At 67.5% G+C, this 22,446-nt stretch carries 23 protein-coding genes; 7 read left to right on the top strand and 16 right to left on the bottom strand.

The window, feature by feature from the left end; all coding sequences use genetic code 11:
- Window positions 1–7: 7 nt before the first annotated feature.
- The 3 genes from rsmA to ACF8LI_RS16615 form a co-directional block, all read right to left on the bottom strand.
- The gene (gene rsmA / locus ACF8LI_RS16625) at window positions 8–775 is read right to left on the bottom strand and encodes a 16S rRNA (adenine(1518)-N(6)/adenine(1519)-N(6))-dimethyltransferase RsmA (protein ID WP_017404994.1); all 768 of its coding nucleotides are present in this window, start codon (window positions 773–775) and stop codon (window positions 8–10) included.
- Between the two features lie 76 nt (window positions 776–851).
- Window positions 852–2,279: a peptidylprolyl isomerase gene (locus ACF8LI_RS16620; protein ID WP_016447234.1), complete on the bottom strand. Its 1,428-nt coding sequence runs from the start codon at window positions 2,277–2,279 to the stop codon at window positions 852–854.
- A 41-nt stretch (window positions 2,280–2,320) separates the two neighbouring features.
- A complete protein-coding gene (locus tag ACF8LI_RS16615; protein WP_392413379.1) occupies window positions 2,321–4,756 on the bottom strand; it encodes an LPS-assembly protein LptD in 2,436 nt (811 codons plus the stop codon).
- Window positions 4,757–4,848: 92 nt separating this feature from the next.
- Here ACF8LI_RS16615 and ACF8LI_RS16610 point away from each other — a divergent pair, with 92 nt between their 5' ends.
- Together ACF8LI_RS16610 and ACF8LI_RS16605 are read left to right on the top strand one after the other, a co-directional pair.
- Window positions 4,849–5,946 carry an aminoglycoside phosphotransferase family protein gene (locus tag ACF8LI_RS16610; protein ID WP_016447236.1) on the top strand — a complete coding sequence of 366 codons (1,098 nt, stop codon included), beginning with the start codon at window positions 4,849–4,851 and terminating at the stop codon, window positions 5,944–5,946.
- Between the two features lie 13 nt (window positions 5,947–5,959).
- Window positions 5,960–6,712 (top strand): 16S rRNA (uracil(1498)-N(3))-methyltransferase, encoded by a 753-nt coding sequence (locus ACF8LI_RS16605; RefSeq protein WP_047219258.1) that lies wholly within the window; start codon window positions 5,960–5,962, stop codon window positions 6,710–6,712.
- Here the strand turns inward: ACF8LI_RS16605 and ACF8LI_RS16600 are convergent.
- On the bottom strand, window positions 6,699–7,565 hold the full coding sequence (locus ACF8LI_RS16600) for an alpha/beta hydrolase (protein ID WP_392413378.1): 867 nt from the start codon (window positions 7,563–7,565) through the stop codon (window positions 6,699–6,701). The genes ACF8LI_RS16605 and ACF8LI_RS16600 overlap by 14 nt on opposite strands.
- Complete coding sequence (locus ACF8LI_RS16595; RefSeq protein WP_046241498.1) at window positions 7,565–9,079, bottom strand: M20 family metallopeptidase; 1,515 nt, start codon at window positions 9,077–9,079, stop codon at window positions 7,565–7,567. Before ACF8LI_RS16595 ends, ACF8LI_RS16600 begins: the two co-directional genes overlap by 1 nt.
- A 123-nt stretch (window positions 9,080–9,202) precedes the next feature.
- On the opposite strand from ACF8LI_RS16595, the gene ACF8LI_RS16590 reads away from it, so the two are divergent.
- Both ACF8LI_RS16590 and ACF8LI_RS16585 read left to right on the top strand, forming a co-directional pair.
- Window positions 9,203–9,592 (top strand): MerR family transcriptional regulator, encoded by a 390-nt coding sequence (locus ACF8LI_RS16590; RefSeq protein ID WP_016447240.1) that lies wholly within the window; start codon window positions 9,203–9,205, stop codon window positions 9,590–9,592.
- Window positions 9,593–9,630: 38 nt separating this feature from the next.
- Window positions 9,631–10,272, top strand: coding sequence for an NAD(P)H-dependent oxidoreductase (locus ACF8LI_RS16585; protein ID WP_046984813.1), 642 nt, complete (start codon window positions 9,631–9,633; stop codon window positions 10,270–10,272).
- On the opposite strand, the gene ACF8LI_RS16580 is transcribed toward ACF8LI_RS16585, so the two are convergent.
- From ACF8LI_RS16580 to ACF8LI_RS16565, 4 genes are all read right to left on the bottom strand, one after another.
- Window positions 10,256–11,419, bottom strand: coding sequence for a glycerophosphodiester phosphodiesterase (locus ACF8LI_RS16580; RefSeq protein ID WP_250439086.1), 1,164 nt, complete (start codon window positions 11,417–11,419; stop codon window positions 10,256–10,258). The two genes, ACF8LI_RS16585 and ACF8LI_RS16580, sit on opposite strands and share 17 nt — an antisense overlap.
- Before the next feature lie 70 nt (window positions 11,420–11,489).
- A complete protein-coding gene (metW, locus tag ACF8LI_RS16575; RefSeq protein WP_012207840.1) occupies window positions 11,490–12,074 on the bottom strand; it encodes a methionine biosynthesis protein MetW in 585 nt (194 codons plus the stop codon).
- Entirely contained in the window at window positions 12,071–13,219 is a 1,149-nt protein-coding gene (locus ACF8LI_RS16570; protein ID WP_392413377.1) for a homoserine O-acetyltransferase, read from the bottom strand. The genes metW and ACF8LI_RS16570 overlap by 4 nt, the downstream gene beginning before the upstream one ends.
- A gap of 106 nt (window positions 13,220–13,325) precedes the next feature.
- The gene (locus tag ACF8LI_RS16565) at window positions 13,326–13,904 is read right to left on the bottom strand and encodes a TMEM165/GDT1 family protein (protein ID WP_034348253.1); all 579 of its coding nucleotides are present in this window, start codon (window positions 13,902–13,904) and stop codon (window positions 13,326–13,328) included.
- A 493-nt stretch (window positions 13,905–14,397) separates the two neighbouring features.
- On the opposite strand from ACF8LI_RS16565, the gene ACF8LI_RS16560 reads away from it, so the two are divergent.
- Together ACF8LI_RS16560 and ACF8LI_RS16555 are read left to right on the top strand one after the other, a co-directional pair.
- The gene (locus ACF8LI_RS16560; protein ID WP_016447246.1) at window positions 14,398–14,763 is read left to right on the top strand and encodes an RNA-binding protein; all 366 of its coding nucleotides are present in this window, start codon (window positions 14,398–14,400) and stop codon (window positions 14,761–14,763) included.
- 255 nt (window positions 14,764–15,018) lie between these two features.
- Window positions 15,019–15,549, top strand: a complete 531-nt coding sequence (locus ACF8LI_RS16555; protein ID WP_392413375.1) for an RNA recognition motif domain-containing protein — start codon at window positions 15,019–15,021, stop codon at window positions 15,547–15,549.
- A 103-nt stretch (window positions 15,550–15,652) separates the two neighbouring features.
- Here the strand turns inward: ACF8LI_RS16555 and ACF8LI_RS16550 are convergent, their stop codons facing one another.
- The 4 genes from ACF8LI_RS16550 to ACF8LI_RS16535 are packed head-to-tail and all read right to left on the bottom strand — an operon-like array spanning window position 15,653 to window position 18,670.
- Complete coding sequence (locus tag ACF8LI_RS16550) at window positions 15,653–16,453, bottom strand: SDR family oxidoreductase (protein ID WP_016447248.1); 801 nt, start codon at window positions 16,451–16,453, stop codon at window positions 15,653–15,655.
- 41 nt (window positions 16,454–16,494) lie between these two features.
- A complete protein-coding gene (gene lptC, locus ACF8LI_RS16545; protein ID WP_016447249.1) occupies window positions 16,495–17,112 on the bottom strand; it encodes an LPS export ABC transporter periplasmic protein LptC in 618 nt (205 codons plus the stop codon).
- Complete coding sequence (locus ACF8LI_RS16540) at window positions 17,109–17,669, bottom strand: HAD family hydrolase (RefSeq protein WP_016454196.1); 561 nt, start codon at window positions 17,667–17,669, stop codon at window positions 17,109–17,111. Before ACF8LI_RS16540 ends, lptC begins: the two co-directional genes overlap by 4 nt.
- The gene (locus ACF8LI_RS16535; protein ID WP_016447251.1) at window positions 17,669–18,670 is read right to left on the bottom strand and encodes an SIS domain-containing protein; all 1,002 of its coding nucleotides are present in this window, start codon (window positions 18,668–18,670) and stop codon (window positions 17,669–17,671) included. Before ACF8LI_RS16535 ends, ACF8LI_RS16540 begins: the two co-directional genes overlap by 1 nt.
- A 97-nt stretch (window positions 18,671–18,767) precedes the next feature.
- Here ACF8LI_RS16535 and ACF8LI_RS16530 point away from each other — a divergent pair, with 97 nt between their 5' ends.
- The gene (locus tag ACF8LI_RS16530; RefSeq protein WP_017405006.1) at window positions 18,768–19,325 is read left to right on the top strand and encodes an adenine phosphoribosyltransferase; all 558 of its coding nucleotides are present in this window, start codon (window positions 18,768–18,770) and stop codon (window positions 19,323–19,325) included.
- Window positions 19,326–19,342: 17 nt separating this feature from the next.
- On the opposite strand, the gene ACF8LI_RS16525 is transcribed toward ACF8LI_RS16530, so the two are convergent.
- From ACF8LI_RS16525 to mnmE, 3 genes are all read right to left on the bottom strand, one after another.
- Window positions 19,343–20,080: a hypothetical protein gene (locus tag ACF8LI_RS16525; RefSeq protein WP_070080762.1), complete on the bottom strand. Its 738-nt coding sequence runs from the start codon at window positions 20,078–20,080 to the stop codon at window positions 19,343–19,345.
- Window positions 20,081–20,257: 177 nt separating this feature from the next.
- Window positions 20,258–20,737: a Crp/Fnr family transcriptional regulator gene (locus tag ACF8LI_RS16520; protein ID WP_016447254.1), complete on the bottom strand. Its 480-nt coding sequence runs from the start codon at window positions 20,735–20,737 to the stop codon at window positions 20,258–20,260.
- Between the two features lie 222 nt (window positions 20,738–20,959).
- Window positions 20,960–22,381, bottom strand: a complete 1,422-nt coding sequence (mnmE, locus tag ACF8LI_RS16515; RefSeq protein WP_017407040.1) for a tRNA uridine-5-carboxymethylaminomethyl(34) synthesis GTPase MnmE — start codon at window positions 22,379–22,381, stop codon at window positions 20,960–20,962.
- Window positions 22,382–22,446 lie beyond the last annotated feature (65 nt).

Raw genomic sequence — 22,446 nt, 5'->3', positions numbered from 1 at the left:
CCTGCGTCTAGCTGCGCGTGAACCGGGCTGCAAGTGCCTCGTACTCGGACACCGGCACTTCCTCGGCGCGGCGCTGCAGGTCGAACTCCCCGTCAAAGCCCTTGGCTTCCAGCCAGCGCCCCAGCGTGTTGCGCAGGATCTTGCGCCGCTGGCTGAAGGCCACCTGCACCATCTCCTCCAGCAGCTTCGCGTCCAGGGCCGCCGGCGCCTCGCGCGGGACCATGCGCACGACGGCGCTGTCCACCTTGGGCGGCGGATTGAAGCTCTCGGGCGGCACGTACAGCACGCTCTCCATCGCATAGCGCCACTGCAGCATGACCGTCAGCCGCCCATAGGCCGCCGTGGCCGGAGAGGCCACCATGCGATCGATGACCTCCTTTTGCAGCATGAAGTGCTGGTCCTCGACCACGTCCACCTGCTCGAGCAGGTGAAAGAGGATGGGGCTGGAGATGTTGTAGGGCAGGTTGCCCGCAATGCGCAGCTTGGGCACGCCCAGGCGCGCAGCGATGGCGCGAAAGTCCACCTTGAGCACGTCGGACTCGACCACGTCGAGCTGCTCGTGCAGGCGCAGGCGCACGGCCAGGTCGCGGTCCAGTTCGATCACGGTGAGCCGGCCCAGGCGCTCGACCAGGGGCTGGGTCAGGGCCATCAGGCCCGGACCGATCTCGACCATGGACTGGCCCGGCCGGGGATCGATGGCACGCACGATGCCGTCGATGATGCCGCCATCGGTCAGGAAGTTCTGGCCGAAGCGTTTGCGAGGAATGTGTTTCATAGAAAAAGCAAGGCGGTGCGCCATGGCACCGCCTTCCATTGTGGACTGCCGCAGCCATGGCTGCTTGGAGGGTGTCTTATTGCGGGGGCTCGCGGTACTCGACGTAGGCGCGGCCACGCAGCTCCTGCAGCCAGGTCTGGTAGTCGGTTTCGAGCTTGCGCTCGCGCACCACGTTGCGCACCATGTCGCGCTGCTCGCGCGGCGTCAGCGCGGCCTGGCGACGCTCGATGAGCTGGATCAGGTGCACACCGAAGCGCGAGACCAGCGGGTCGCTGACCTGCCCGGGCTGCAGCGCATTGAGCACCTGCTCGAACTCGGGCACGAACTGGCCGGGCGAGGCCCAGCCCAGATCGCCGCCGTTGCGCGCGCTGCCGTCCTGCGAGAACTCGCGGGCCAGCGATTCGAAGCTGGCCTGGCCGCTGTCCACGCGGCGCTTGTAGTCGGCCAGGCGCTTGGCGGCATCGGCCTCGGTCATCTGGTCGCCGATGCGCAGCAGGATGTGGCGCGCATGGTTTTGCGTGACCACGGAAGGCATGCCGGCCTGCGACTTCTCCAGCACCTTGAGCACGTGAAAGCCCGCGCCCGAACGGAAGGGGCCGACGATGCCGCCCTGCGGCGTCTGGCCCACGGCCTTGGTGAACAGTTCGGGGTAGCGGTCCAGCGGGCGCATGCCCATGGCGCCGCCGCCCTGGCCGTCGGGCACATCGGAGAACTCCTTGACCACGGCCAGGAAGTCGCCTTGCGTGCGGGCCGCCTCGGCAGCCTGCTTGGCGCGGGCTTCGCGCTCGGCCACTTCGGCGGGGCTGGCATCCTCGCGCACGGCGATCAGGATGTGGCCCAGGTTCACGGCCGCCGGCGCCTTGTCGGCGCCGCCGCTGCGCTGCTCGGCCAGGTAGCGGTCGATGTCGGCTTCGGTCACGCGCACGCGGCCGTCCACATCGCGCTCGCGCAGGCGCTGCAGCGTGATCTGGCGGCGCAGTTCTTCGCGGAACTGCTTTTCGTTCACGCCCTCGGCCCGCAGGCGTGACTGCAGGCCGGCCTTGTCCAGGCCGTTTTGCCGCGCCACATTGGTCAGCGCCTGGTCCACGGCGTAGTCATCCACGCGCAGGCCCGTGTCCTTGGCTTCCTGCAGCTGGGCCTTTTCCACGATCAGCCGCTCCAGCACCTCGCGGGCCAGCAGCGCCTCGGGCGGCATCTGGCCGCCCTGCTCGGCAATGTTCTGCGCCACGCGCGCCATGCGGGCCCGCACCTCGTTGTTGGTCACGGGCTCGGAGTTGACCACGGCCACGATGTAGTCGGCCGAGCGCACGCCGGCATTGCTGCCGCGATCACGCGACAAGGGCTGGTTGGTGGCGTCCAGCGCGCGCGAGACGGAGGCATCGCCGGCCTGGGGCGCCCTGGACTGGCCCGGAACACGCAGGCCTTGCGCCTGGGCTGTGGTGGCCAGCAAGGCCAGCGCCACAGCGGCCGCTGCGCAGCAATGGGTCTGGGAAAGAAAACGCATGGGAGAGATGCCTTGCAAAAAGCGTGTTTGGAGCCTTGGCTCTAATCGTAATTGGTGAAGCGGCTGGGCGGCGTCACCGACTCGCGCAGGTACTGGTAGCGCGGCACATTCTGCTTGAGGCTGCGCTGCGGGTCGGCACCCAGGCTCAGCCGCGAGAAGCCTACGAACTCGATCTGGAACAGCAGCCGGGTGTTGGACTGGGTGATGGAGCTTTGCAGGCGCTCCAGCACCACGCGGCCAATCCAGCAGCAGCCGTCGTACTCCAGCCCGACCACGGTATCGACGAGCTTGCGGTCCTTCAGGCTGTAGTTCAGCCGGCCCACCGTGTACCAGCGGCCGCCGCCCTGGCCACGGCCGGCCCCCAGGTCACGGCCCTTGTCGCCCCAGAGGTCGTTGATGGGCCATTGCCAGCCCACATCGACCAGCTTGCTGGCATCGGTGCGTGCCACGGTGTCGTACTGGGTACGGTAGGCCACGTTCACCGTGCGGTAGGAGCTGGGGCTGTAGCGCGCGCCGAAGGTGGTGCGCACCGGGCGGTTCAGGTCGCGGTTGTACTGGGTCGTGCCTTCGGTGGACCAGGCATCGGTCCAGTTGATGGCCGCACCCAGCAGCACGTCGGACAGCCGGCTGGTGGCAGGCACCTCGCCGGGCAGGATGACCTTCTGGTCGGAGAAACGCACGCGCTGCGCAATGCCGAAACGCGCCTTTTCCGCGCCCGTGGCCCCGTCGATCAGGCGTGTGGTCGCGCCCAGGGTCAGCAGGTGGTTGTCGGCAATGCGGTCCTGGCCGTTGTAGTCGTTTTCGGAGTAGATGCTCGCGAAGTTGAAGTCGTTGCGCGCCGTGTCGTACAGCGGCAGAAAGCTCTGGTCGCGGTAGGGCGTGTAGGTGTAGAAGGCGCGCGGCTCGAAGGTCTGCAGCAGCTGGCGGCCGAACAGCGTGGTGTCGCGCTCGAACACCAGGCCGCTGTCCACACTGACCGTGGGCAGCGTGCGCGAGGCATTGCGGCTGCCGTTGCTCATCAGGCGGTCCACCTGGTAGTTGCTGGTGTGCAACTGGATCCTGGGCGTGATGAAGGCGCCCGGCGACAGGAAGGGACGGCTCAGCTGCGCCTGCATGTAGCTGCGCTGGCCGTTGTTGTAGGTCATGCCGGCCAGGGGCTTGTCGATCTCGAAGCGCGTGGTGTCGGCCACGAAGCTGAAGTCCAGGCCGTGCGGCAGGTCCAGCGGCGTGTAGCGCCATTGCAGCTGCGGCTTCATGCCGTAGGGCGGGGCAATGGGCGCCGATGCGTCCTGCATGGTCTGCCAGTACAGGGTGCGCAGGGTCAGCACCCCGTCGCCACGCGCCCAGGACAGGTTCACGTCGTTGGGCAGCAGGCGCTCGCGCAGCGTACGGGCGGCCAGCGGGAAATCACGCCAGTAGTTGTCGTCGCTGACGCGGTTGAGGTTCATGTTCAACCCCAGGCTGCCGATGGGCGAGCTGATGACGCCCCGGTGCTGCAGCGAGTAGGCCCAGCGGTCACGGTCGCGCTGGCGGTCGCCGGGCATGTAGGCCGCATAGGCCTCGCCCGAATAGGTGGGCTCCAGATAGCGGAACTGGGCGCCCAGGTTGACGCCGCGCTTGCTCATGACCGAGGGATACAGGGTCATGTCGCGGTTGGGCGCAAGGTTCCAGTAGTAGGGCTGCGTGTATTCGATGCCGCTGAGCTTGTCCAGGCCCATGGTGGGAGGCAGCAGGCCCGACTTGCGCTTGTCCGACAGCGGAAAGCTCATGCGCGGCACGGGCAGCACGGTCACGCCCTTGAACTGCAGGGCCGCGCCCTCGGCCACGCCGACTTCCTCGGCCATGTCGATGTGCAAGGTCCGGGCGCGCAGCATCCAGGCCGGCTGCCAGGTGGCTTCGTCATCGCGCTGGCAGGTGGTGTAGGTCGCGTCATGGACCACGGCATGGTCGCGGTCGATGAAGTCCACGCGCGAGGATTTGCCGTAGGCCCCGTTGGCCAGGAAGCGGTAGCCGGCGTTGTCGAAAAAGCCCTTGAAGGCATCGACCTGCAGGTCCAGCTGCGAGCCTTCGTAGACATTGCCGGCCTGGTTGATGTGCACGGCGCCCGAGGCATTAACGCGGTCGTCGGGCACCTGGTATTCGAGCCGGTCGGCGCGGATCATGGTGTCGCCGCGGCGCAGTTCGGCATTGCCCTCGATCACCGCATTGATGTCCGGCTGGCCGCTGAGCGCGTCGCCACGCACGTAGACGGGCTGCTGGGAGCGGACCGCCTCAGGGTAGGTTTCCTGCATCAGCGTGCTGGGGCGCAGCGGGCGCACCTGCTGCAGCCGGCCTTCATCGGCCGCAGCGGGCTGCGCCTGGGCCAGCGTCGAGCCACCGGCCCATGCGAGAGCCACAAGCCAGGCCAGCGGGCGTACAGCGGGGCGCGCGGGCGCGCGGGCAGCCAGCGGATCGGGGAGCGGCGGTCGGAGGTACACGGTGGTCAACAGCGGCGGGTGGACAAAGGCGCAAGCCTAGCATCACCGCCGGGCATTCGCCGGGGTGGCGGTTTGTAGAATCGCGATTATCCATGAGCCATCCAAACACCCCCACGGCCGGCGTTGTCTGGGCCGACCCCGCCCGCCATGCCGCCTTCGACGCCTGGCTGGCCCCGCTGTCCGCCCGCCACGCGCTGCGCCCCGAAACCCTGCGCCCGGCATCGGCCGATGCCAGCTTTCGCCGCTATCTGCGCCTGGACACCGCCGCCGGCGCCAGCCTCATCGTCATGGATGCACCGCCGGACAAGGAAGACTGCGCGCCCTTCGCCAAGGTGCAGGCACTGATGGCCTCGGCCGGCCTGGCTGTGCCGCAGATCCTGGACTGGGACGCCGTGCACGGCTTCATGCTGCTGTCCGACCTGGGCGGCCACACCGTCATCGAGGCGCTGGACCCGGAAAAGCCCCAGGACGCGGAAGCCTGGTACCGCTCGGCGCTGGAGGTGCTGCTGGCCTGGCAGACCGCCTCGCGCCCCGACGTGCTGCCCGCCTATGACGACGCCCTGCTGCGCCGCGAACTGCAGCTGTTCCCCGACTGGTACATCGCGCGCCACCGCGAGACCGTGCTCGACGACAGGCAGCAGGCCACGCTGGCCAAGGCCTTCGACCAGATCGTGGCCCACAACCTGGCGGCACCCAGCGTCTTCGTGCACCGCGACTTCATGACGCGCAATCTCATGCAGCCCGTGACCGCCAGCGGCCCGCTGGGCGTGCTGGACTTCCAGGATGCGGTCTACGGCCCGGTGACCTATGACATCGCCAGCCTGCTGCGCGATGCCTTCATCAGTTGGGAAGAGGACTTTGTCATCGACATTACCGTGCGTTACTGGGAAAAGGCACGCAAGTCGGGATTGGTGGGCGCGCGCAGCCAAAGCGGCTGGGGCGACGATTTCGGCGAGTTCTACCGTGGCGTGGAATGGATGGGGCTGCAGCGCCACCTCAAGGTGGCCGGCATCTTTGCACGGCTGACACTGCGAGACGGCAAGCCCCGCTACCTGGCGGATACGCCGCGCTTCATCCACTACATCCGCGCCACCTGCAGCCGCTACCGCGAGCTGACGCCGCTGCTGCGCCTGGTGGACCAGATCGAGAACATCCAGCCCCAGGTGGGCTGGGCCTACGGGCGCGTTTGAGGACAGGTACGCCATGCCACGCTTTCACTGCCCCATCGCGCTGCACAGCGGCGACGACATCGAACTGCCGCCCGGCGCGGCCCGCCATGTGCAGGTGCTGCGCCTGCAGCCCGGCGACGGCATCACCCTCTTTCAGGGCCGTGCCGGCGAAGGCTTCAGCGGCGGCGAGTTCGAGGCCACCGTGCTGCGCATGGGCCGCAGCGACGTGGCCGTGCGCATAGGCGCGCACCACGCCGTGGAACGCGAACCGCTGCGCCCCGTGCACCTGCTGGCAGGCATCACGGCCAACGAACGCATGGACTGGCTGGTGGAGAAGGCCGCCGAGCTGGGCGCCGCCAGCATCACGCCGCTGGTGGCCGAGCGCAGCGTGCTCAAGCTCAAGGGCGAGCGCGCCGAGAAAAAGCTGGCGCACTGGCAGGCCGTGGCCGTGTCGGCCTGCGAGCAGTGCACACGCAACCGCGTGCCGCCGCTGCATGCGCCCACCGACCTGCAAGACTGGCTGGAGGGCGGCGCGAAACAGCTGCCGCCCGGCACGCTGCGGCTGCTGCTGTCGCTGGGCGAGGGAACCCGGCCGCTGGGCGAGATCGTGGACGCCACGGCCGAGGATGCGCCCGTGGTCTTTCTATCGGGCCCCGAAGGGGGCCTCTCTCCGGCCGAAGAGGCCCTGGCCCGCGCCCAGGGTTTCGTGCCCGTCACGCTGGGTCCACGCGTTCTGCGCGCGGAAACCGCGCCCTTGGCCGCGCTGGCGGCGCTCACGCTGGACTGAACCGGCCCAGCCACTGCCGCAGCCTGGCGAACACGGGCGCGGCGAAGGCATCGCTTTCGTTGAACAGCTCGTGGTAGGCGCCGTCAAAGCACTGCGCCTGCACCACGGCCGGCGGCGCACGGTCGGAAAAGGCCTGGCTGCCGGCCGGCGCCACCAGCCTGTCGTCCCCTGCCCACAGCAACAGGCTGGGCACACTCCAGCTGCCCGCACGGGCCAGCACCTGCGGGCCGCCCTGCGCCAGAAAGCGCGCCAGCCGTGCGCTGATGCGGTCGTGGCACAGCGGATCGGCGCGGTAGGCATCGCAGACCGCCACGTCATGCGAGAGATACGGAATCTGCAGGCCGTTGGACACGCGCAGATCGGGCAGCAGGCGCGGCAGCGTGCCAACGAGCAACTTCTGGATCGGCGACAGGCCCACATCGAGGGCTGGCGAGGACAGCACCAGCGCATCGACAGGCCGGATGGCCCGGGCCACGAACAGCGCCGCCACCAGGCCGCCCAGGCTGTGGCCCAACAGCACCAGCGGCTGGCTGGCCGGTTGCCGGGCGCGCGTGTCATCCACCACGGCCGCCAGGTCGTCCAGAAGCCGGTTGTCGCCCGTCAGGCCACCGCGCGGCCCTGCCGAGCGTCCGTGGCCATATTGGTCGTAGCCGCGTACGGCATAGCCCCAGGCATTGAGCCGCTGGGCCAGTGCCGCATAGCGGCCGATGTGCTCGCCCAGGCCGTGCACCAGCAGCACGGTGGCGCGCGCCGGGCCCTCGCCGGCAGGCCAATCGCACAGTGACAGCTCGGCGCCGTCGCCGGATGCCAGGCGTGTGACCTGGCCTTCCGGCGCGGGGGCAGACGCTGCCATCACGCCACGCCGGCAGTGCCGGCACCGGCTTCGGAACCTGCCTGCGTCACGGCCATGGCGGCGATCACCTGGGCCACGGCGGCCGTGAGCTTCTTGGCATAGGGCACGTGCAGGAATTCATTGGGGCCGTGGGCGTTGCTCTTGGGGCCGAGCACGCCGCAGACCATCATCTGGGCCTTGGGAAAGCCCTGGCTGAGCATGTTCATCAGCGGAATCGTGCCGCCCTGCCCGATGTAGCCGCAGGAGGCGCCGAAATGCGCCTGGCTGGCGGCGTTGAGCGCGTCCTCGAACCAGCCGTCCATGGCTGGCGCATTCCAGCCGCTGGCACCCGACAGCCCTTGCCAGGTCACACGGGCCTGGTAGGGCGCGTTGTCCTCCAGCAGCGCCTTCATCTCCTGCACGCAGGCGGCGGCATCAACCAGGGGCGGCAGGCGCAGGCTGAGCTTGAAGGCCGTGTAGGGCCGCAGCACGTTGCCGGCATCCTGCAGCGCGGGCAGGCCCTCTGCGCCTGTGACACTCAGCGTGGGCTCCCAGGTGCGCTTGACCAGCGCCTGCACCGGGTCGGTGGTGGTGGGCAGGGCAAACAGCGTGGAGCCGCCGCAGTCGTAGTGCGCCCAGGGAAAGCGCGCATAGGTCTCCTCGCCGAGGATGGCCGCCGTGGCGCGCATCTGGGCCATGCGGTCGGCCGGGACCTCGCAGTGGAAGCTGGCGGGCAGCAGGCGCCCGGTCTTGCTGTCCTCCAGACGGTCCAGCACCTGGCGCAGGATGCGGAAGGACGACGGCACGACGCCCGAGGCATCGCCCGAGTGCACGCCCTCGGTGAGGATCTCCACCTTCAGCGTGCCGCTGGCCATGCCGCGCAGGCTGGTGGTCAGCCACAGCTGGTCGTAGTTGCCGGCGCCGCTGTCCAGGCAGATCACCAGGCCCACATCGCCCAGGCGCGGACGCAGGGCATCGACATAGGGCAACAGGTCGCGCGAGCCGCTTTCCTCGCAGGTCTCGATCAGGCCCAGGATGCGCGGGTGCGGCACGCCCTGGCGCTTGAGCTCCTGCACGGCGGCAATGCTGGCGTAGACCGCATAGCCGTCGTCGGCGCCGCCACGGCCATAGAGCTTGCCGTTCTCGTACTTGGGCGTCCACGGACCCAGATCGCTGCGCCAGCCGTCGAACTCGGGCTGCTTGTCCAGATGGCCGTACATCAGCACCGTGGGGCTGGAGGCCGCCTTGTCCTGCGTGCCTTCCACCTCGAAGAACAGCACTGGCGTGCGGCCCGGCTGGCGCACGATCTCCAGCGTCAGGCCCGCCACCTTCTGCGCCTGCACCCAGTCGGCCGCATTGCGCAGCACGGTCTCCAGGTGGCCCTGCTGCTCCCAGTCGGGCGCGAACATGGGCGACTTGGCGGGAATGGCGATGTACTCGGTCAGCGCCGGGACGATGCGCTCGTCCCAGGAGCGGCTGATCCGGTCCAGCGCGGCTGCAGGCTGCAGCAGTTGTGAAGGAGTGCGTGCATTCATGGTGGGTCCTCGTGTCAGGGATGGGCGCACCGTTCGAGCGAAGCCAGCGCCGCGATCCGGTCATTGTGCGCCAACGCCATGCAGACCATGAGAGCCCGGCGCCAGCGACTACGATCACGCCCCATGTATATCGGAGAACTCGCCCGACGCGCCGGCTGCTCGCCCAAGGCCGTCAGGCTCTATGAATCACGGGGCCTGCTCGGTGCCGTGGCGCGGGCAGGCAGCTACCGCGTGTATGGACAGCAGGATCTGGTGCTGGTGCAGCGCATCCGCCAGGCGCTGGGGCTGGGCTTTCGACTCGACGAGCTGCATGGCCTGCAGCGCCTGGACCACGCCGACAGCTGGGACGCGCTGGCCCGGCTGCTGCGCGGCCGCCGCGAGCAGGTGCAGGCGCAGATGCAGCACCTTCAGGGACTGCAGACGCAGCTGGCCGCACTGGAGCGTGAGCTGCTCGAATGCCGCCTGGAGCCGGCGGATTCCAGAGAACGCGCCTGCGAAACCGCCATGGCTTGATCCAGGGTCTTGACCCTGCCCCTTGGGGCAAGGCGAACATGGCCGCCATGTTTCCAAGCACCACGCACCCCCATCATCCCCAGCGCATCCTGATCATCCTCGGCCACCCGTCGGCCGGCAGCCTGTGCGCCGGCCTGGCCGATGCCTACGCCCAGGGCGCACGCGACAGCGGTGCCCAAGTGCGCACGCTGCGCCTGGGCGAACTGGAATTCGACCCGCTGCTGCGCGCCGGCTATCGCCAGGATCAGCCCCTGGAGCCTGACCTGCAGCAGGCCCAGGCCGACATCCTGTGGGCCAGCCACCTGGCCTGGGTCTATCCGACCTGGTGGGGCGGCCTGCCGGCCTTGCTCAAGGGCTTCATCGACCGCATCTTTCTGCCGGGCTTCGCCTTCAAGTACCGCAAGGGCTCGATGCTGTGGGACCGGCTGCTGGCCGGCCGCACCGCCGATCTGCTGGTGAGCATGGATTCCCCGCCCTGGTATTACCGCTGGCTGGCGCACATGCCGGGCCATCACCAGATGCGCCGTGCCATCCTGGAGTTCAGCGGCATCCGGCCCGTGCGCATACACAGTTTCGGACCCGTGCTCGGCGCCGATGCCGCACGCCGCCAGCAGTGGCTGGAGCAGGCGCAGGCAGCGGGCCGGCGCACGGCAGCACGTCCGGTCAAGGCCGCGACTTGAGCAATGCGTCAATGGCGGCTCGCCCCACCGACGGGTCGTCGGTGAAGATGCCATCGATGCCCGTGCGCAGGAAATCGTCCATGTCGGCGCGCGCATTGCCACGCCGGGCGCCGTCCTGTGCGGGCGGAGATTTCAGGCTCAGGGGAAGGAAGGCGTTCTCGGGCCGCAGCGTCCAGGGATGGACCAGCAGCCCCGCGCGATGGGCATCGGCCACCAGCGCAGTGGGCGCGGCATTCGCACCCTGCACCACGGGGATCACCATGCTTTTGCTCGGCCCTATGCCGTTGGCGTAGCGCGCAATCTCGGCCAGGCCTGCGGGCGTGACCATGTCGGCATAGCCGGGGCCCGTGCCGCGTGCCACGCTGTCATAGGGCTTGCCCTTGGGCGCCAGCAACTGCACCAGGCGCAGGCTGCTGCGCGCACGGATCCAGCGCAGGTTCTCGACCTCGAAGGACTGCACGAACACTGGCGCCTGCGCATGGTTCCAGCCGTTGTCCGCGAGCAGCTTGAGCAGCGCGGGCTCCAGCGCCAGGCCGATGGACTGGAAGTAGCTCGGGTGCTTGGTCTCGGGATAGATGCCGATGGTGCGGCTCGAGCGTGCGCTCTCGGCTCGGGCCAGGTCGATGACCTCCTGCAGCGTGGGCACCTCGAAACGGTCATTGAACTGCACATTCGCCGGGCGGATCGCCGGGATGCGTTCGCGCGCACGCAGCGTCTTCAGCTCGGCCAGCGTGAAATCCTCCACGAACCAGCCCGTGATCGCCTGCCCGTCGATGGTTTTGGTGGTCTTGCGCGCCGCGAACTCGGGGCGGTCGGCCACATTGGTCGTGGCCTCCTTGAGGCTGCCGTCGGCCGCGAGGATGGCGATGGCGTTCTCATGCCGCGCCACCAGCACGCCATCGCGCGTGATGACCAGGTCGGGCTCGATGAAGTCGGCGCCCGCGCGTATGGCCTCGCGGTATGCCTCCAGCGTGTGCTCTGGCCGCAGCGCCGATGCGCCGCGATGGGCGATCAGCGCGGGCCGGGGCGGCCAGTCGGCAGCGGCATCGCTTCGGGCGGGCGCCTGCGGTGCGGCGCAGCCGGCCACCAGCAGGCCAGCGGCCGCGCCGGCCAGGGCCAGCGCGCGGCGGCGTGGGAGGTTGTCCATGTCTGTCTCCGGGGTCTCGGGGCATTCGATTGTGCGCGCCGGAGATGACACGGGCATGGCCCGCCTGCGCTCAGGCGTGCTCGAAATGGAAGACCGCCGTGCCCGCCATGAGATTGGGCAGGGTACGCACGCTGCGGCCATCCTGCAGGCCGAAGGAGTCCAGTATGCGCAGCCGGTTCCGGGTGGCCAGCACCTCGAAGTCCTTGTAGGTGCCCACGCGGATGTTGGGCGTGTCATACCACTGGTAGGGCAGGCGCCGCGTCACCGGCATGCGCCCGCGCAGCACGGACAGGCGGTTGGGCCAGTGCGCGAAGTTGGGGAAGGCGACGATGCCCGCGCGCCCTATGCGCGCCGTCTCCTGCAGCATGGTCTCGGCATTGCGCAGATGCTGCAGCGTATCGATCTGCAGCACCACGTCGAAGCTGTTGTCCTGGAAGATGGCCAGGCCGTCCTCCAGATTCAGCTGCAGCACGTTCACGCCCCGGCGCACGCAGGCCAGCACGTTGGCGTCATCCAGCTCCACGCCGTAGCCGGTGCAGCCACGCTCTCGCTGAAGGTGCGACAGCAGGGCGCCATCGCCGCAGCCCAGGTCGAGCACGCGCGAGCCCTTGGGGATCAGGCGCGCAATCGCCTGCATGGTGTTCAGCTCGGTCATGCGGCCTCCTTGGCGGCTGTCGTGGTTTCCTGGGCGATGCCGTCGAAGTAGGAGCGCATCACGTTCATGTAGCGGGGGTCGTCGAGCAGGAAGGCGTCATGGCCGTGGGGCGCGTCGATCTCGGCATAGCTGACGTCGCGGTTGTTCTCCAGCAGCGACTTCACGATCTCGCGGCTGCGTGCGGGCGCGAAGCGCCAGTCGGTGGTGAAGCTGACCAGCAAAAAGCCGGCCTTGGCCACCGACAGCGCCTGGGTCAGGTCGCCGCCATGCGTGCGCGCCGGGTCGAAGTAGTCGAGCGCGCGCGTGATCAGCAGGTAGGTATTGGCGTCGAAGTAGCTGCTGAACTTCTCGCCCTGGTAGCGCAGGTAGCTCTCGATCTGGAACTCCACGTCCTGCGTGCTGTACTTCAGGTCCAGGCCCTCCCTCAGCTGGCGGCCGAACTTCTGGTTCATCACGTCGTCGCTCAGGTAGGTGATGTGGCCGATCATGCGGGCGATGCGCAGGCCGCGCGCCGGCACCACGCCATGCTCGTAGAAATGCCCGCCATGGAAATCCGGATCGGTGACGATGGCGCGCCGCGCCACCTCGTTGAAGGCGATGTTCTCCGCATTGAGGTTGGGCGCGCTGGCCACGACCACGGCATGGCGCATGCGGTCCGGATGGCGCAGCGACCAGGACAGCGCCTGCATGCCGCCCAGGCTGCCGCCCAGCACCGCGGCCAGCTGCGCTATGCCCAGCCGGTCCAGCAGCCGGGCCTGCGCGTCCACCCAATCCTCCACGGTGACCACGGGAAAGTCGGCGCCATAGATCCTGCCGGTGTCCGGATGCGTGTGCATGGGGCCCGTGGAGCCAAAGCACGAGCCCAGGTTGTTCACGCCGATCACGAAGAACCGGTTCGTGTCCACGGGCTTGCCGGGGCCGATCATGTTGTCCCACCAGCCCTCGCTCTTGGGCTGGCCCTCGTACACGCCGGCCACATGGTGGGAAGCGTTGAGCGCATGGCAGACCAGCACGGCATTGCTGCGGTCGGCGTTGAGCTGCCCGTAGGTCTCGTAGGCGAGGTCGTAGTCGCGGATCGAGCCGCCGCCCTGCAGCGGCAGCGGCTCGTCGAAGTGCATGGATTGTGGTGTGGCGATGAAGGACATGAAAAAACCCGGCATCGCTAAAAACGAGGCCGGGTTCTCTGGTGTCGTCTTTAGCTGGATTTATAAAGCGCCCGCAAGCAGAAGCAAATCGGCGCATGAGGAATCATTATGCCAAAACGCCTGCCCCCGGAAGGAACAGGGCCAGCACGCCCAGCACCAGGAAGATCACGGCCGAGATCACATGCACCAGCCGGATGGGCACGCGCTTGACCAGCTTGTCGCCCAGCCACACCACGGGAGCGTTGGCCAGCATCATGCCCAGCGTGGTGCCGGCCACCACCCACAGGTAGGCGTTGTACTTGGCCGCCAGCATCACGGTGGCAATCTGCGTCTTGTCGCCCATCTCGGCCAGGAAGAAGGCCACCAGCGTCGTGCCGAAGACGCCCCAGCGCGAATGCCCGGAGACCTCGTCCTCGTCGAGCTTGTCGGGGATCAGCATCCAGACCGCCATGGCGATGAAGGACAGGCCAAGAATCCAGCGCATGGCGTTCTCGCCAAGATAGCTGGTGATCCAGGCGCCCACGGCACCGGCCAGCGCATGGTTGACCAGCGTGGCCACGAAAATGCCCGCAACGATGGGCCAGGGTTTGCGAAAACGCGCGGCGAGCACCAGCGACAGCAGCTGGGTCTTGTCCCCCATCTCGGCAAGCGCGACGACGGAGGTTGAAATCAGGAAGGCTTCCATGGTGTGGGGATTTATCCGGCCGGATAGAGCACGCATTGACCACGCTCCGACTCCGGCCTTTGGATCGGTGCGCGGTCAATGGTCTCGATCGGTCACACGCAGCATTGCACTGCGCGCCGCATACGCCATAGGCCAGCGAAGGCCCAAGTTTGTTGACGCATGCATCCGGCTGCTGAGCCGAACGATCTACTCCCCAAAGACTGAGCCGGCGATCATAGCAGCCCTCGGATCTGCATGCCGGCCCTCACTGCCGCCAAGGCACTTGCTTATGCGCTGCCGCAATTTCAGGGTAACTCCCAGGGGCATTCTGTGGCGGGCACGATGAATTTTTGCGAAACAGTAATAACGTGCGAAAACTTCTGCCACATAATGGGCGAGCTTTCGTTCGGGCTTCGGCTCAATGAGTGCTAGTGCGTTTGCGTCTCTAACGTTGTCATCCCGTGTTGACTCCCTAGGGCTCCATCGCGTTTTCCAGTTTTTTCAGGAGTCCTCCATGGGCAACAAGCTTTACGTCGGCAACCTGCCGTACACCTTCCGTGACAGCGATCTGGAGCAAGCCTTCAGCGAATTCGGCGCCGTTAACAGCGCCAAGGTAATGATGGAGCGCGACACCGGCCGTTCCAAGGGTTTCGGCTTCGTCGAAATGGGCAGCGATGCCGAAGCACAAGCTGCTATCCAAGGCCTGCACGGCCAAAACCGCGGCGGCCGTGACCTGGTGGTCAACGAAGCCCGCCCGATGGAGCCCCGCGCTCCCCGTAGCGGCGGCTTCGGCGGCGGCTTCGGTGGTGGCGGCGGTGGCGGCTTCGGCGGTGGCAACCGCGACGGCGGCTACGGCGGTGGCCGTCGCAACAGCTACTAAGCTCTCGCTTAGAGCATGCGTTAGCAAAAAAAGGGGCCCTCCGGGCCCCTTTTTTGTTGCCAAACGTTATCAGCTTGTGTTTTCGAGCATTTATCTTTTTGATTTTTGTGCTTCATAATTTAGTTTCGGGCAGACCCGTTCGAACGCTATGTGTTTAGGAAGGTTGGCCAGGCTCTTGTATACAAGGAACCTGATGTCTGTGCGTCCTGAAGCCGAGCGCAAACCAGTGAGCATTGAGGAGTTGAGGAGTTTTTGATGGGCAATAAGCTTTACGTCGGCAACCTTCCCTATGGTGTGCGTGACAACGACTTGGAGCAGGCATTCAGCCAGTTCGGCGCTGTCACCAGCGCCCGGGTCATGATGGAGCGCGACACAGGCCGTTCCAAGGGATTCGGGTTTGTCGAGATGGGCAGTGATGCCGAGGCTCAGGCTGCCGTTCAGGGCATGAATGGCCAGCCATTGGGCGGACGCAGCCTCGTGGTGAACGAAGCACGTCCCATGGAGCCTCGCCCCCCGCGTTCGGGCGGCTTTGGCGGCGGTGGCGGCGGCTATGGCCGTGGTGATGGTGGCGGCGGCGGCGGTTACGGTGGCGGTGGCCGCGGTGATGGCGGTGGCTACGGACGCGGTGACGGTGGCGACCGTGGCGGCTATGGCCGTGGCGACGGCGGCAGTGGCGGCGGCTACGGCGGTCGTGGCGACGGCGGATTCCGCAGCCCTTATGGCTCCGGCCCCCGCAATGGCGGCCGTGGCGGCGGCTGGGGAAACAACAATAACAACGGGGAATGAGATCCACGGTTCTCAGTGTTACCCCGAATCAAAAAGGCTCCTTCATGGAGCCTTTTTTACGCACAAGATGCGTGCATGAGCATATTCCGAACGGCAATGGGCATCAGGGATTTTCCAAATGCCGATGTTTGCGCTTCCGTCCTACAAGCAGCCTGTCGAATATCGCGTTGGGGAGAATTTTCATCAACCGCCCCACCCAGGCCATTTGCCATGGAATGATGACCAGACTGCGGCGAGCTTCAATGGCACGCCAGGCCCTTGCGGAAAACTCCTGCGGCTCCAATAGGAATGGCATGCCATAGCGGTTACCACGCGTGAGGGGTGTATCCACATAGCCAGGAAGCAATGTCGTGACTTTTACGCCACTACTGCGCAATTCACCGCGAAGGCTTTCGCAATAGGCAATGACTGCAGCTTTGCTGGCGCAATAAGCGCCGTGTCCTGGCAGGCCGCGCAGCCCGGCCACACTGGAAATTCCGACCAGTTGCCCGCTTCCACGCTGCACCATGGGTGCGATGAAGGGGTGGAAGCTGGCCACAACCCCCATCGTGTTGACGGCCAGCACCTGCTGCATGGTGTCGATGTCCTCGCGCATCGAGGTGTCCACGCCCCAGCTGACGCCAGCATTGGCGATCACGACATCGGGCAGGCCCTGCTGCTGCTCGCAGCGCCGGGCGGCGGCGATGATGCTGTCAGGCACGCCCACATCAGCCTCGTAGAGGGCGAAACGCGAGGAGTCCAGGCCCTGTTGCGCAGCCCACTGCGCCATCACGTCGCCGCGCCGAGCCACCAGCGCCAGCGACCAGCCTTGCTGGTAGGCGTGCCAGGCCAGGGCCTGGCCTATGCCGCTGGATGCGCCGGTGATGAAGGCCAGGGGTGCCGGGCTGCGCGAGGATGTCGTCATGGCTTGTTCTCCATCGGCATGCCTGCGCTTGCGCTGGCGCCTTACTTGGTCCTGGAAGGCTGCAGGGTGCCGCGCACGCGGCCCTGCAGTTTCATGACCAGATCCAGGTTGCTGTACTGCATGCTATCGGCCGTGAAGCGGTCCTTGCCACGGGTCAGCACCACGGGCTGGTTGGAACTCACGCGCTCCTCGTTGGGCCAAGCGTGCAGGAATTCGCCCTGGAATTGCAACTGCGGCTGCGGCTGTTTACCTGCTGTCACAAATGGCTCGCGCGTGACGATGGCATTGCCGAACATTTGCACCTCGGAACCATCAGCATTGCTCAGCGCCCGGTTCGCACTGCCGCGCGTGATGCGGCCTTCGGGCGAGACCGCGAACATGCGGACGTTGTCGATTTCAAGCGTGTCGGTATCGGGATAGTGGCGGCCCATGCTGCCCTCGATCTGGCTCTTCAGACGCCCCGTGGCATCGAAGCTCTTGATCGAGAAATCCTTCATGAAATAGTCGGGCTCGTGCGCCACGGCCTTTTCGGTGCCGCTGGCCAGGGGCTGCGGCGCATTGCGCACCAGCCACCAGGTGCCCAGCGCCAGCAGGCCCATCAGCAGCACGGGCAGGTACAGGGAAAGCCGGTCACCGACGCGGCGCCAGGCCTGGGTCATGATGCGTATTCCGCCAGCAGCCCGGCATAGGCGCCACGCGCGGCCAGCAGCAGGTCGCACAGCTGGCGCACCGCTCCTTCACCGCCGCTGCGCGGCGTGACCCAATCGGCCACGGCCAGCACTTCGTCATGGGCGTTGGCCGGTGCGCAGGCGAAGGCGGAGCGCCGCATCACGGGCAGGTCCGGCCAGTCGTCGCCCATGGCTGCCGCCTGGTGCCATTGCAGGCCCAGCTCCTTCAGGATGGCCTCGGCGGCAGGCACCTTGTCTTCCGTGCCAAAGCGCGCATGCGTGACGCCCAGATTGCTCAGCCGCAGGCGAAGCGCGGGCGAATCGCGGCCCGTCACCACGGCGGGCGTGATGCCAGCCTTTTGCAGCAGTTTCAGACCATGGCCGTCCAGCGTGTTGAAGCGCTTGAGCACTTCGCCTTCGCCAGAGAACAGCAGGCCGCCATCGGTCAGCACGCCATCGACATCGAAGAATGCCACCCGCACGTCCTGCGCCAGCAGCAGCAGCGGTGCGTCCCAGTTCTGCACGGGCGTCAAGGGAGCGCGTGCCATCAGATTACCTTGGCGCGCATCAGGTCGCGGATATGGACCACGCCGCGCAGCTGGTGCTGCGCATCGGCCACCAGCACGGCGGTGATGCCGTGCTCCTCCATCATGCTGGCGGCGTCGACGGCCAGCGCGTCTTCGGCGATGGTGCGGGGGCCCTTGTGCATGACATCGCCGGCCTGCAGCGCGCGCAGGTCGGTGCCGGCCTCGACACGGCGGCGCAGGTCTCCGTCGGTGAAGATGCCTTGCAGCACGCCTGCCGCATCGACGATGGCCGAGCAGCCCAGGCCCTTGGCGCTCATCTCGCGCATCAACTCGACAAAGCTGGCATCGGCCCCGACCTTGGGCAGCTCTTTGCCGCTGCGCATGACATCGCGCACATGGGTCAGCAGCTTGCGGCCCAGCGCGCCGCCCGGATGGGAGCGCGCAAAGTCCTCGGCGCCAAAGCCGCGTGCATCGAGCAGTGCCACGGCAAGGGCGTCGCCCATGGCCATCTGCGCGGTGGTGCTGGCCGTGGGTGCCAGGTTCAAAGGGCAGGCCTCGCGCTCCACACGGGTGTCCAGCACCCAGTCGGCATGGCGGGCCAGCGTGGACTGCGCGCCGCCGGTCATGGCCACCAGGGGTATGCCCTGGCGCTTGATGGCAGGCAGCAGCACGGTGAGTTCATCGGCCTCGCCGCTGTTGGACAGCGCCAGTACCAGATCGATGCCGGTCACCATGCCCAGGTCGCCATGGCTGGCCTCGCCCGGATGCACGAAGAAGGCGGGAGTGCCCGTGGATGCCAGGGTGGCCGCCACCTTGCGCCCGACATGGCCACTCTTGCCCATGCCCATCACGACGACGCGGCCGGACAGGCTCAGGATGCGCTGCACCACTTCACCGAACACGCCATCCAGGCGCTGCGACATGGCAAGAAGGGCATCGGCCTCGATGCCCAGGGTGTCGCGGGCCAGGCGCAGGACCCTGGACGTATCCAGCGCATTCAAGGTGGCAGCATCAGAATTCATCTGGAAGATTTTAGGCGGTCTGGCTACCCGGCGGCGGCGGCCCCCATCGGGCGTCTGGGTACACTGGCCCGTTCTTTCCAGCCCCCGATCCAGCGCCATGCACACCACCCTCAGCGTCAACGACTACCTGCGATCGCACATACGCACCGTGCCCGACTGGCCGGCGCCCGGCGTGCAGTTCCGCGACATCACGCCGCTGCTGCAGGACCCCCAGGTCTTTCGCGTGATGACCGACGCCTTCGTGCACCGCTACATGCAGCGCGGCATGCGCCCCGACGTGGTGGCAGGGCTCGATGCACGCGGCTTCATCCTGGGTGCCGTGGTGGCCCACGAGCTGGGCGTTGGCTTTGTGCCCATCCGCAAGAAGGGCAAGCTGCCGTTCACCACGGTGGAGGAAACCTATGAGCTCGAATACGGCAGCGCCACGGTAGAGCTGCACACAGATGCCGTCAAGACCGGCGATCGCGTACTGCTGATCGACGACCTGATCGCCACCGGCGGCACCATGATGGCCGGCAAGAGATTGCTGGAAAAGCTGGGCGCCACGGTGATCGAGGGCGCGGCCATCGTGGATCTGCCCGAACTGGGCGGCTCCACCCTGCTGCGCGATGGCGGCCTGCCGCTGTTCACGCTGGTGGATTTCGCCGGCCACTGAATCAGGCCGGCGCCCGGTCAGCGCAGTTCGCCGTACTGGGTGACACCCAGGTCCAGATGGTCCAGCGTGCTGTGGTGAAAGTCCGCGCCGCGTTCGCCTGCGCCTGGCCCGAGCAAGGGGCCCGAGCGGCGCACGCCGGCGGGCGCCGCAGCTGCAGAGCCCGCACCACGGGCTGCAGCGGGCATGGCCGCCACGGCCATCTTGAAGGCGGCCATTTCCTGATCGTCTATGGGCTCGAACGGCGCCGTGTCCTGCCTGCGGCGCTGGGGCGCCACGGCCTCCATCGCAGCCACGACGGGGACGGCCACGGGCTGGACGGGACGCGGTGTGCGCACGGCCACGGAATGCACCTGGGCCTGGGCGGCGGCGTTCTGGTCGCTGACCCGCCAGTACACGGCTGTCACGACCGCGCCCATGCGGGCCTTGGCCGCCTGGGCCAGCATGGCCTCGATCTCGCTGAGCCGAGCGGTTTCGCTGGCATAGGCCCGTGCCAGGTCCATCATCACCACGAAGCGCTGGCCCACGCTGTCCAGCGAGAGCACCTTGAACTTGTAGCTGGCCGACAACACCCCGGCACGCACCATGACATCGCGCACCACGCCGTAGAGCTGCTCACGGCGCTCGGACCGCTCGCTGCGGCGCCCGGCCGCGACGGCATCACGGCGTGCCGCGGGGTTGGCCTGGCCATCGTTTCCAGGCGAACCACGACCCTGTTCGGGCAAAGGCTTGCGGGAAAACCAGTTGAACACAGACATGGGGGCTCTCATTGTCACGAATAGTCACAAACTCGCGGCATTGTGCCTGCAACTTGGCGACATTTTGAGCACAGGTGTTGCAAAAACCGCTGTATCAATTTGTCGCAGAGCAAAGCCCGGTCTGTAATCCCACCCGGCCCCCCGAGAGCCTTCGCCCAAGTGCCGTTCAGGTGCTGCTCAGGTGCTCGCCACCCGGCGGCGGCTGTCCACCGCGCGTCGCGCCAGGACCTGGCCGGCGGCCATGACCAGGGCCAGCGCCACCCCGGGCTGGCGGTTGCTGAGTTCGGCGAAGCGCATGGCCGTCAGGCACCACAGGCGCCCCGGCGCGGCAGCCTGCACGGTGGCGTGGCGCGCGCGGTGCGCAAAGAAGGCGCCCTCGCCCAGGATGGAGCCCGGACCGACGATGGCCAGGCGGATGCGCTCCTTGGCATCCTGGTAGTGCACGCTGAGGCTGCCGGACTCCACGAAGTACAGATTGCGGTCCAGCGAACCTTCGGCAAACAGCAGCTCGCCCGCGGCCAGAGTGACGGGCACCAGGTAAGGTGCCAGCAGATCCCACTGCTCCGAGGTCAGCGCGTTCTGCACACCGTCGACAGCCACGGCCGACGACATGGCCTGGGCCAAGGGCCGCAAATCATTGTGGGAGGAAGAAGACATGGCGGATCCGGTTCGAAGTGGGCCGCGTACCCGCTCCGGGACGGCACCCGGCGACAGGCAGCGGCAAGGGCCGCTGCGGCACGCCGCATGCTAAGCGACGGCAGCGGGCACGCCAATGCCGGCGCGTGGGTTTTCGACGGCAAATTTTGTAGCAAAAGATAAATATTGCCGCCATCCCATCAGCCGTGCTGGGCATGCCGCGCTCAGCCCGGATCCCCTCCGTCACTTGCCAATGCAAAAGCTCGAGAAGATCACACCCAGCAGGTCATCCGAGCTGAATTCCCCGGTGATGGAGTTCAGCGAGACCTGGGCCAGGCGCAGTTCCTCGGCCAGCAGGTCCAGATGGGCGGCCTGGGCCGCCAGCTGCAGCTCGGCCTCTTCCAGGTGCGCGGCCACGGCCTGCAGCGCCTCCACATGGCGTGCGCGCGCCAGGTACAGGCCTTCGGGGGCGGACTGCCATCCGGCCACATCCAGCAGGCGCCGGCGCAGCGCATCCAGGCCGTCGCCAGTGCGTGCCGACAGCGCCACGCTGCCTTCGCGCCCGCCATGCGCCTGCAGCTGGGCCGGCTCGGCGCGATCGGTCTTGTTCCAGACATCGATCACGGGCACCTGGCCCGGCAGCTTCTGGGCCAGGGTTTCGGCGATGGCCGCGTCTGCGGCCAGATAGTCGTTGTCGCCCATGCGCGTGAGGTCGTGCAGGAAGAGCACGGCATCGGCCGCGGCGATCTCGTCCCAGGCGCGCGCGATGCCGATGCGCTCGACCTCGTCGCTGCTCTCGCGCAGGCCTGCCGTGTCGATCACATGCAGGGGCACGCCCTCGATCTGGATGGTCTGCTGCACCTTGTCGCGCGTGGTGCCGGCGATGGGCGTGACGATGGCCAGCTCGGCACCGGCCAGCGCATTGAGCAGCGAGCTCTTGCCCGCATTGGGCTGCCCTGCGATCACGACCTTGATGCCTTCGCGCAGCAGCGCACCCTGGTGGGCGCGCGACAGCACCTGGTCCAGCTTGCCGCGCAGCCGCGCGAGCTGGCCGCTGGCATCGGCCTTTTGCAGGAAGTCGATCTCTTCCTCGGGAAAGTCCAGCGTGGCCTCGACCAGCATGCGCAGGTGCACCAGCGCATCGCGCAGGCCATGAATCTCCTCGGAGAAGGCTCCCGACAGCGAGCGGCTCGCGCTGCGCGCGGCGGCCTCGGTGCTGGCGTCGATCAGGTCGGCAATGGCTTCGGCCTGGGCCAGATCGATCTTGTCGTTGAGAAAGGCACGTTCGGTGAATTCCCCAGGCTGGGCCAGGCGCAGGCCAGGCAGTACGCTGCGATGGCCTTCGAGAGGCTCTTGCGCCGCCTCCAGGCAGCGTGCCAGCAGCAGCTGCAGCACGACCGGGCCGCCGTGGGCCTGCAGCTCCAGCACGTCCTCGCCGGTGTAGCTGTGCGGCGCCGGGAAGAACAGGGCCAGGCCGTGGTCTATGGGTCCGCCTGCGGCATCGCGCAACGGCAGATAGGTGGCCTCGCGCGGCTTGAGGTCGCGCCCGCACAGCACCCGCACCAGCGGCGCCACCCCCTTGCCGGAGACGCGCACGATGCCCACGGCGCCGCGCCCCGGAGCGGTGGCGATGGCGGCAATGGGGTCGTTGTGGCGGGGCAGCATGGATGGAGCTTTCTTGGGAAGGGATTTCAGGCCGCCGATGATAGGCCGCCCATGAAAAAAGCCCG

The organism is Delftia sp. WSY_12, from assembly GCF_043104645.1.
GTDB lineage: Bacteria > Pseudomonadota > Gammaproteobacteria > Burkholderiales > Burkholderiaceae_C > Comamonas > Comamonas tsuruhatensis.
Note: the sequence above shows the minus strand (reverse complement) of the source record. Positions and strands in the feature narration are given on the sequence as shown.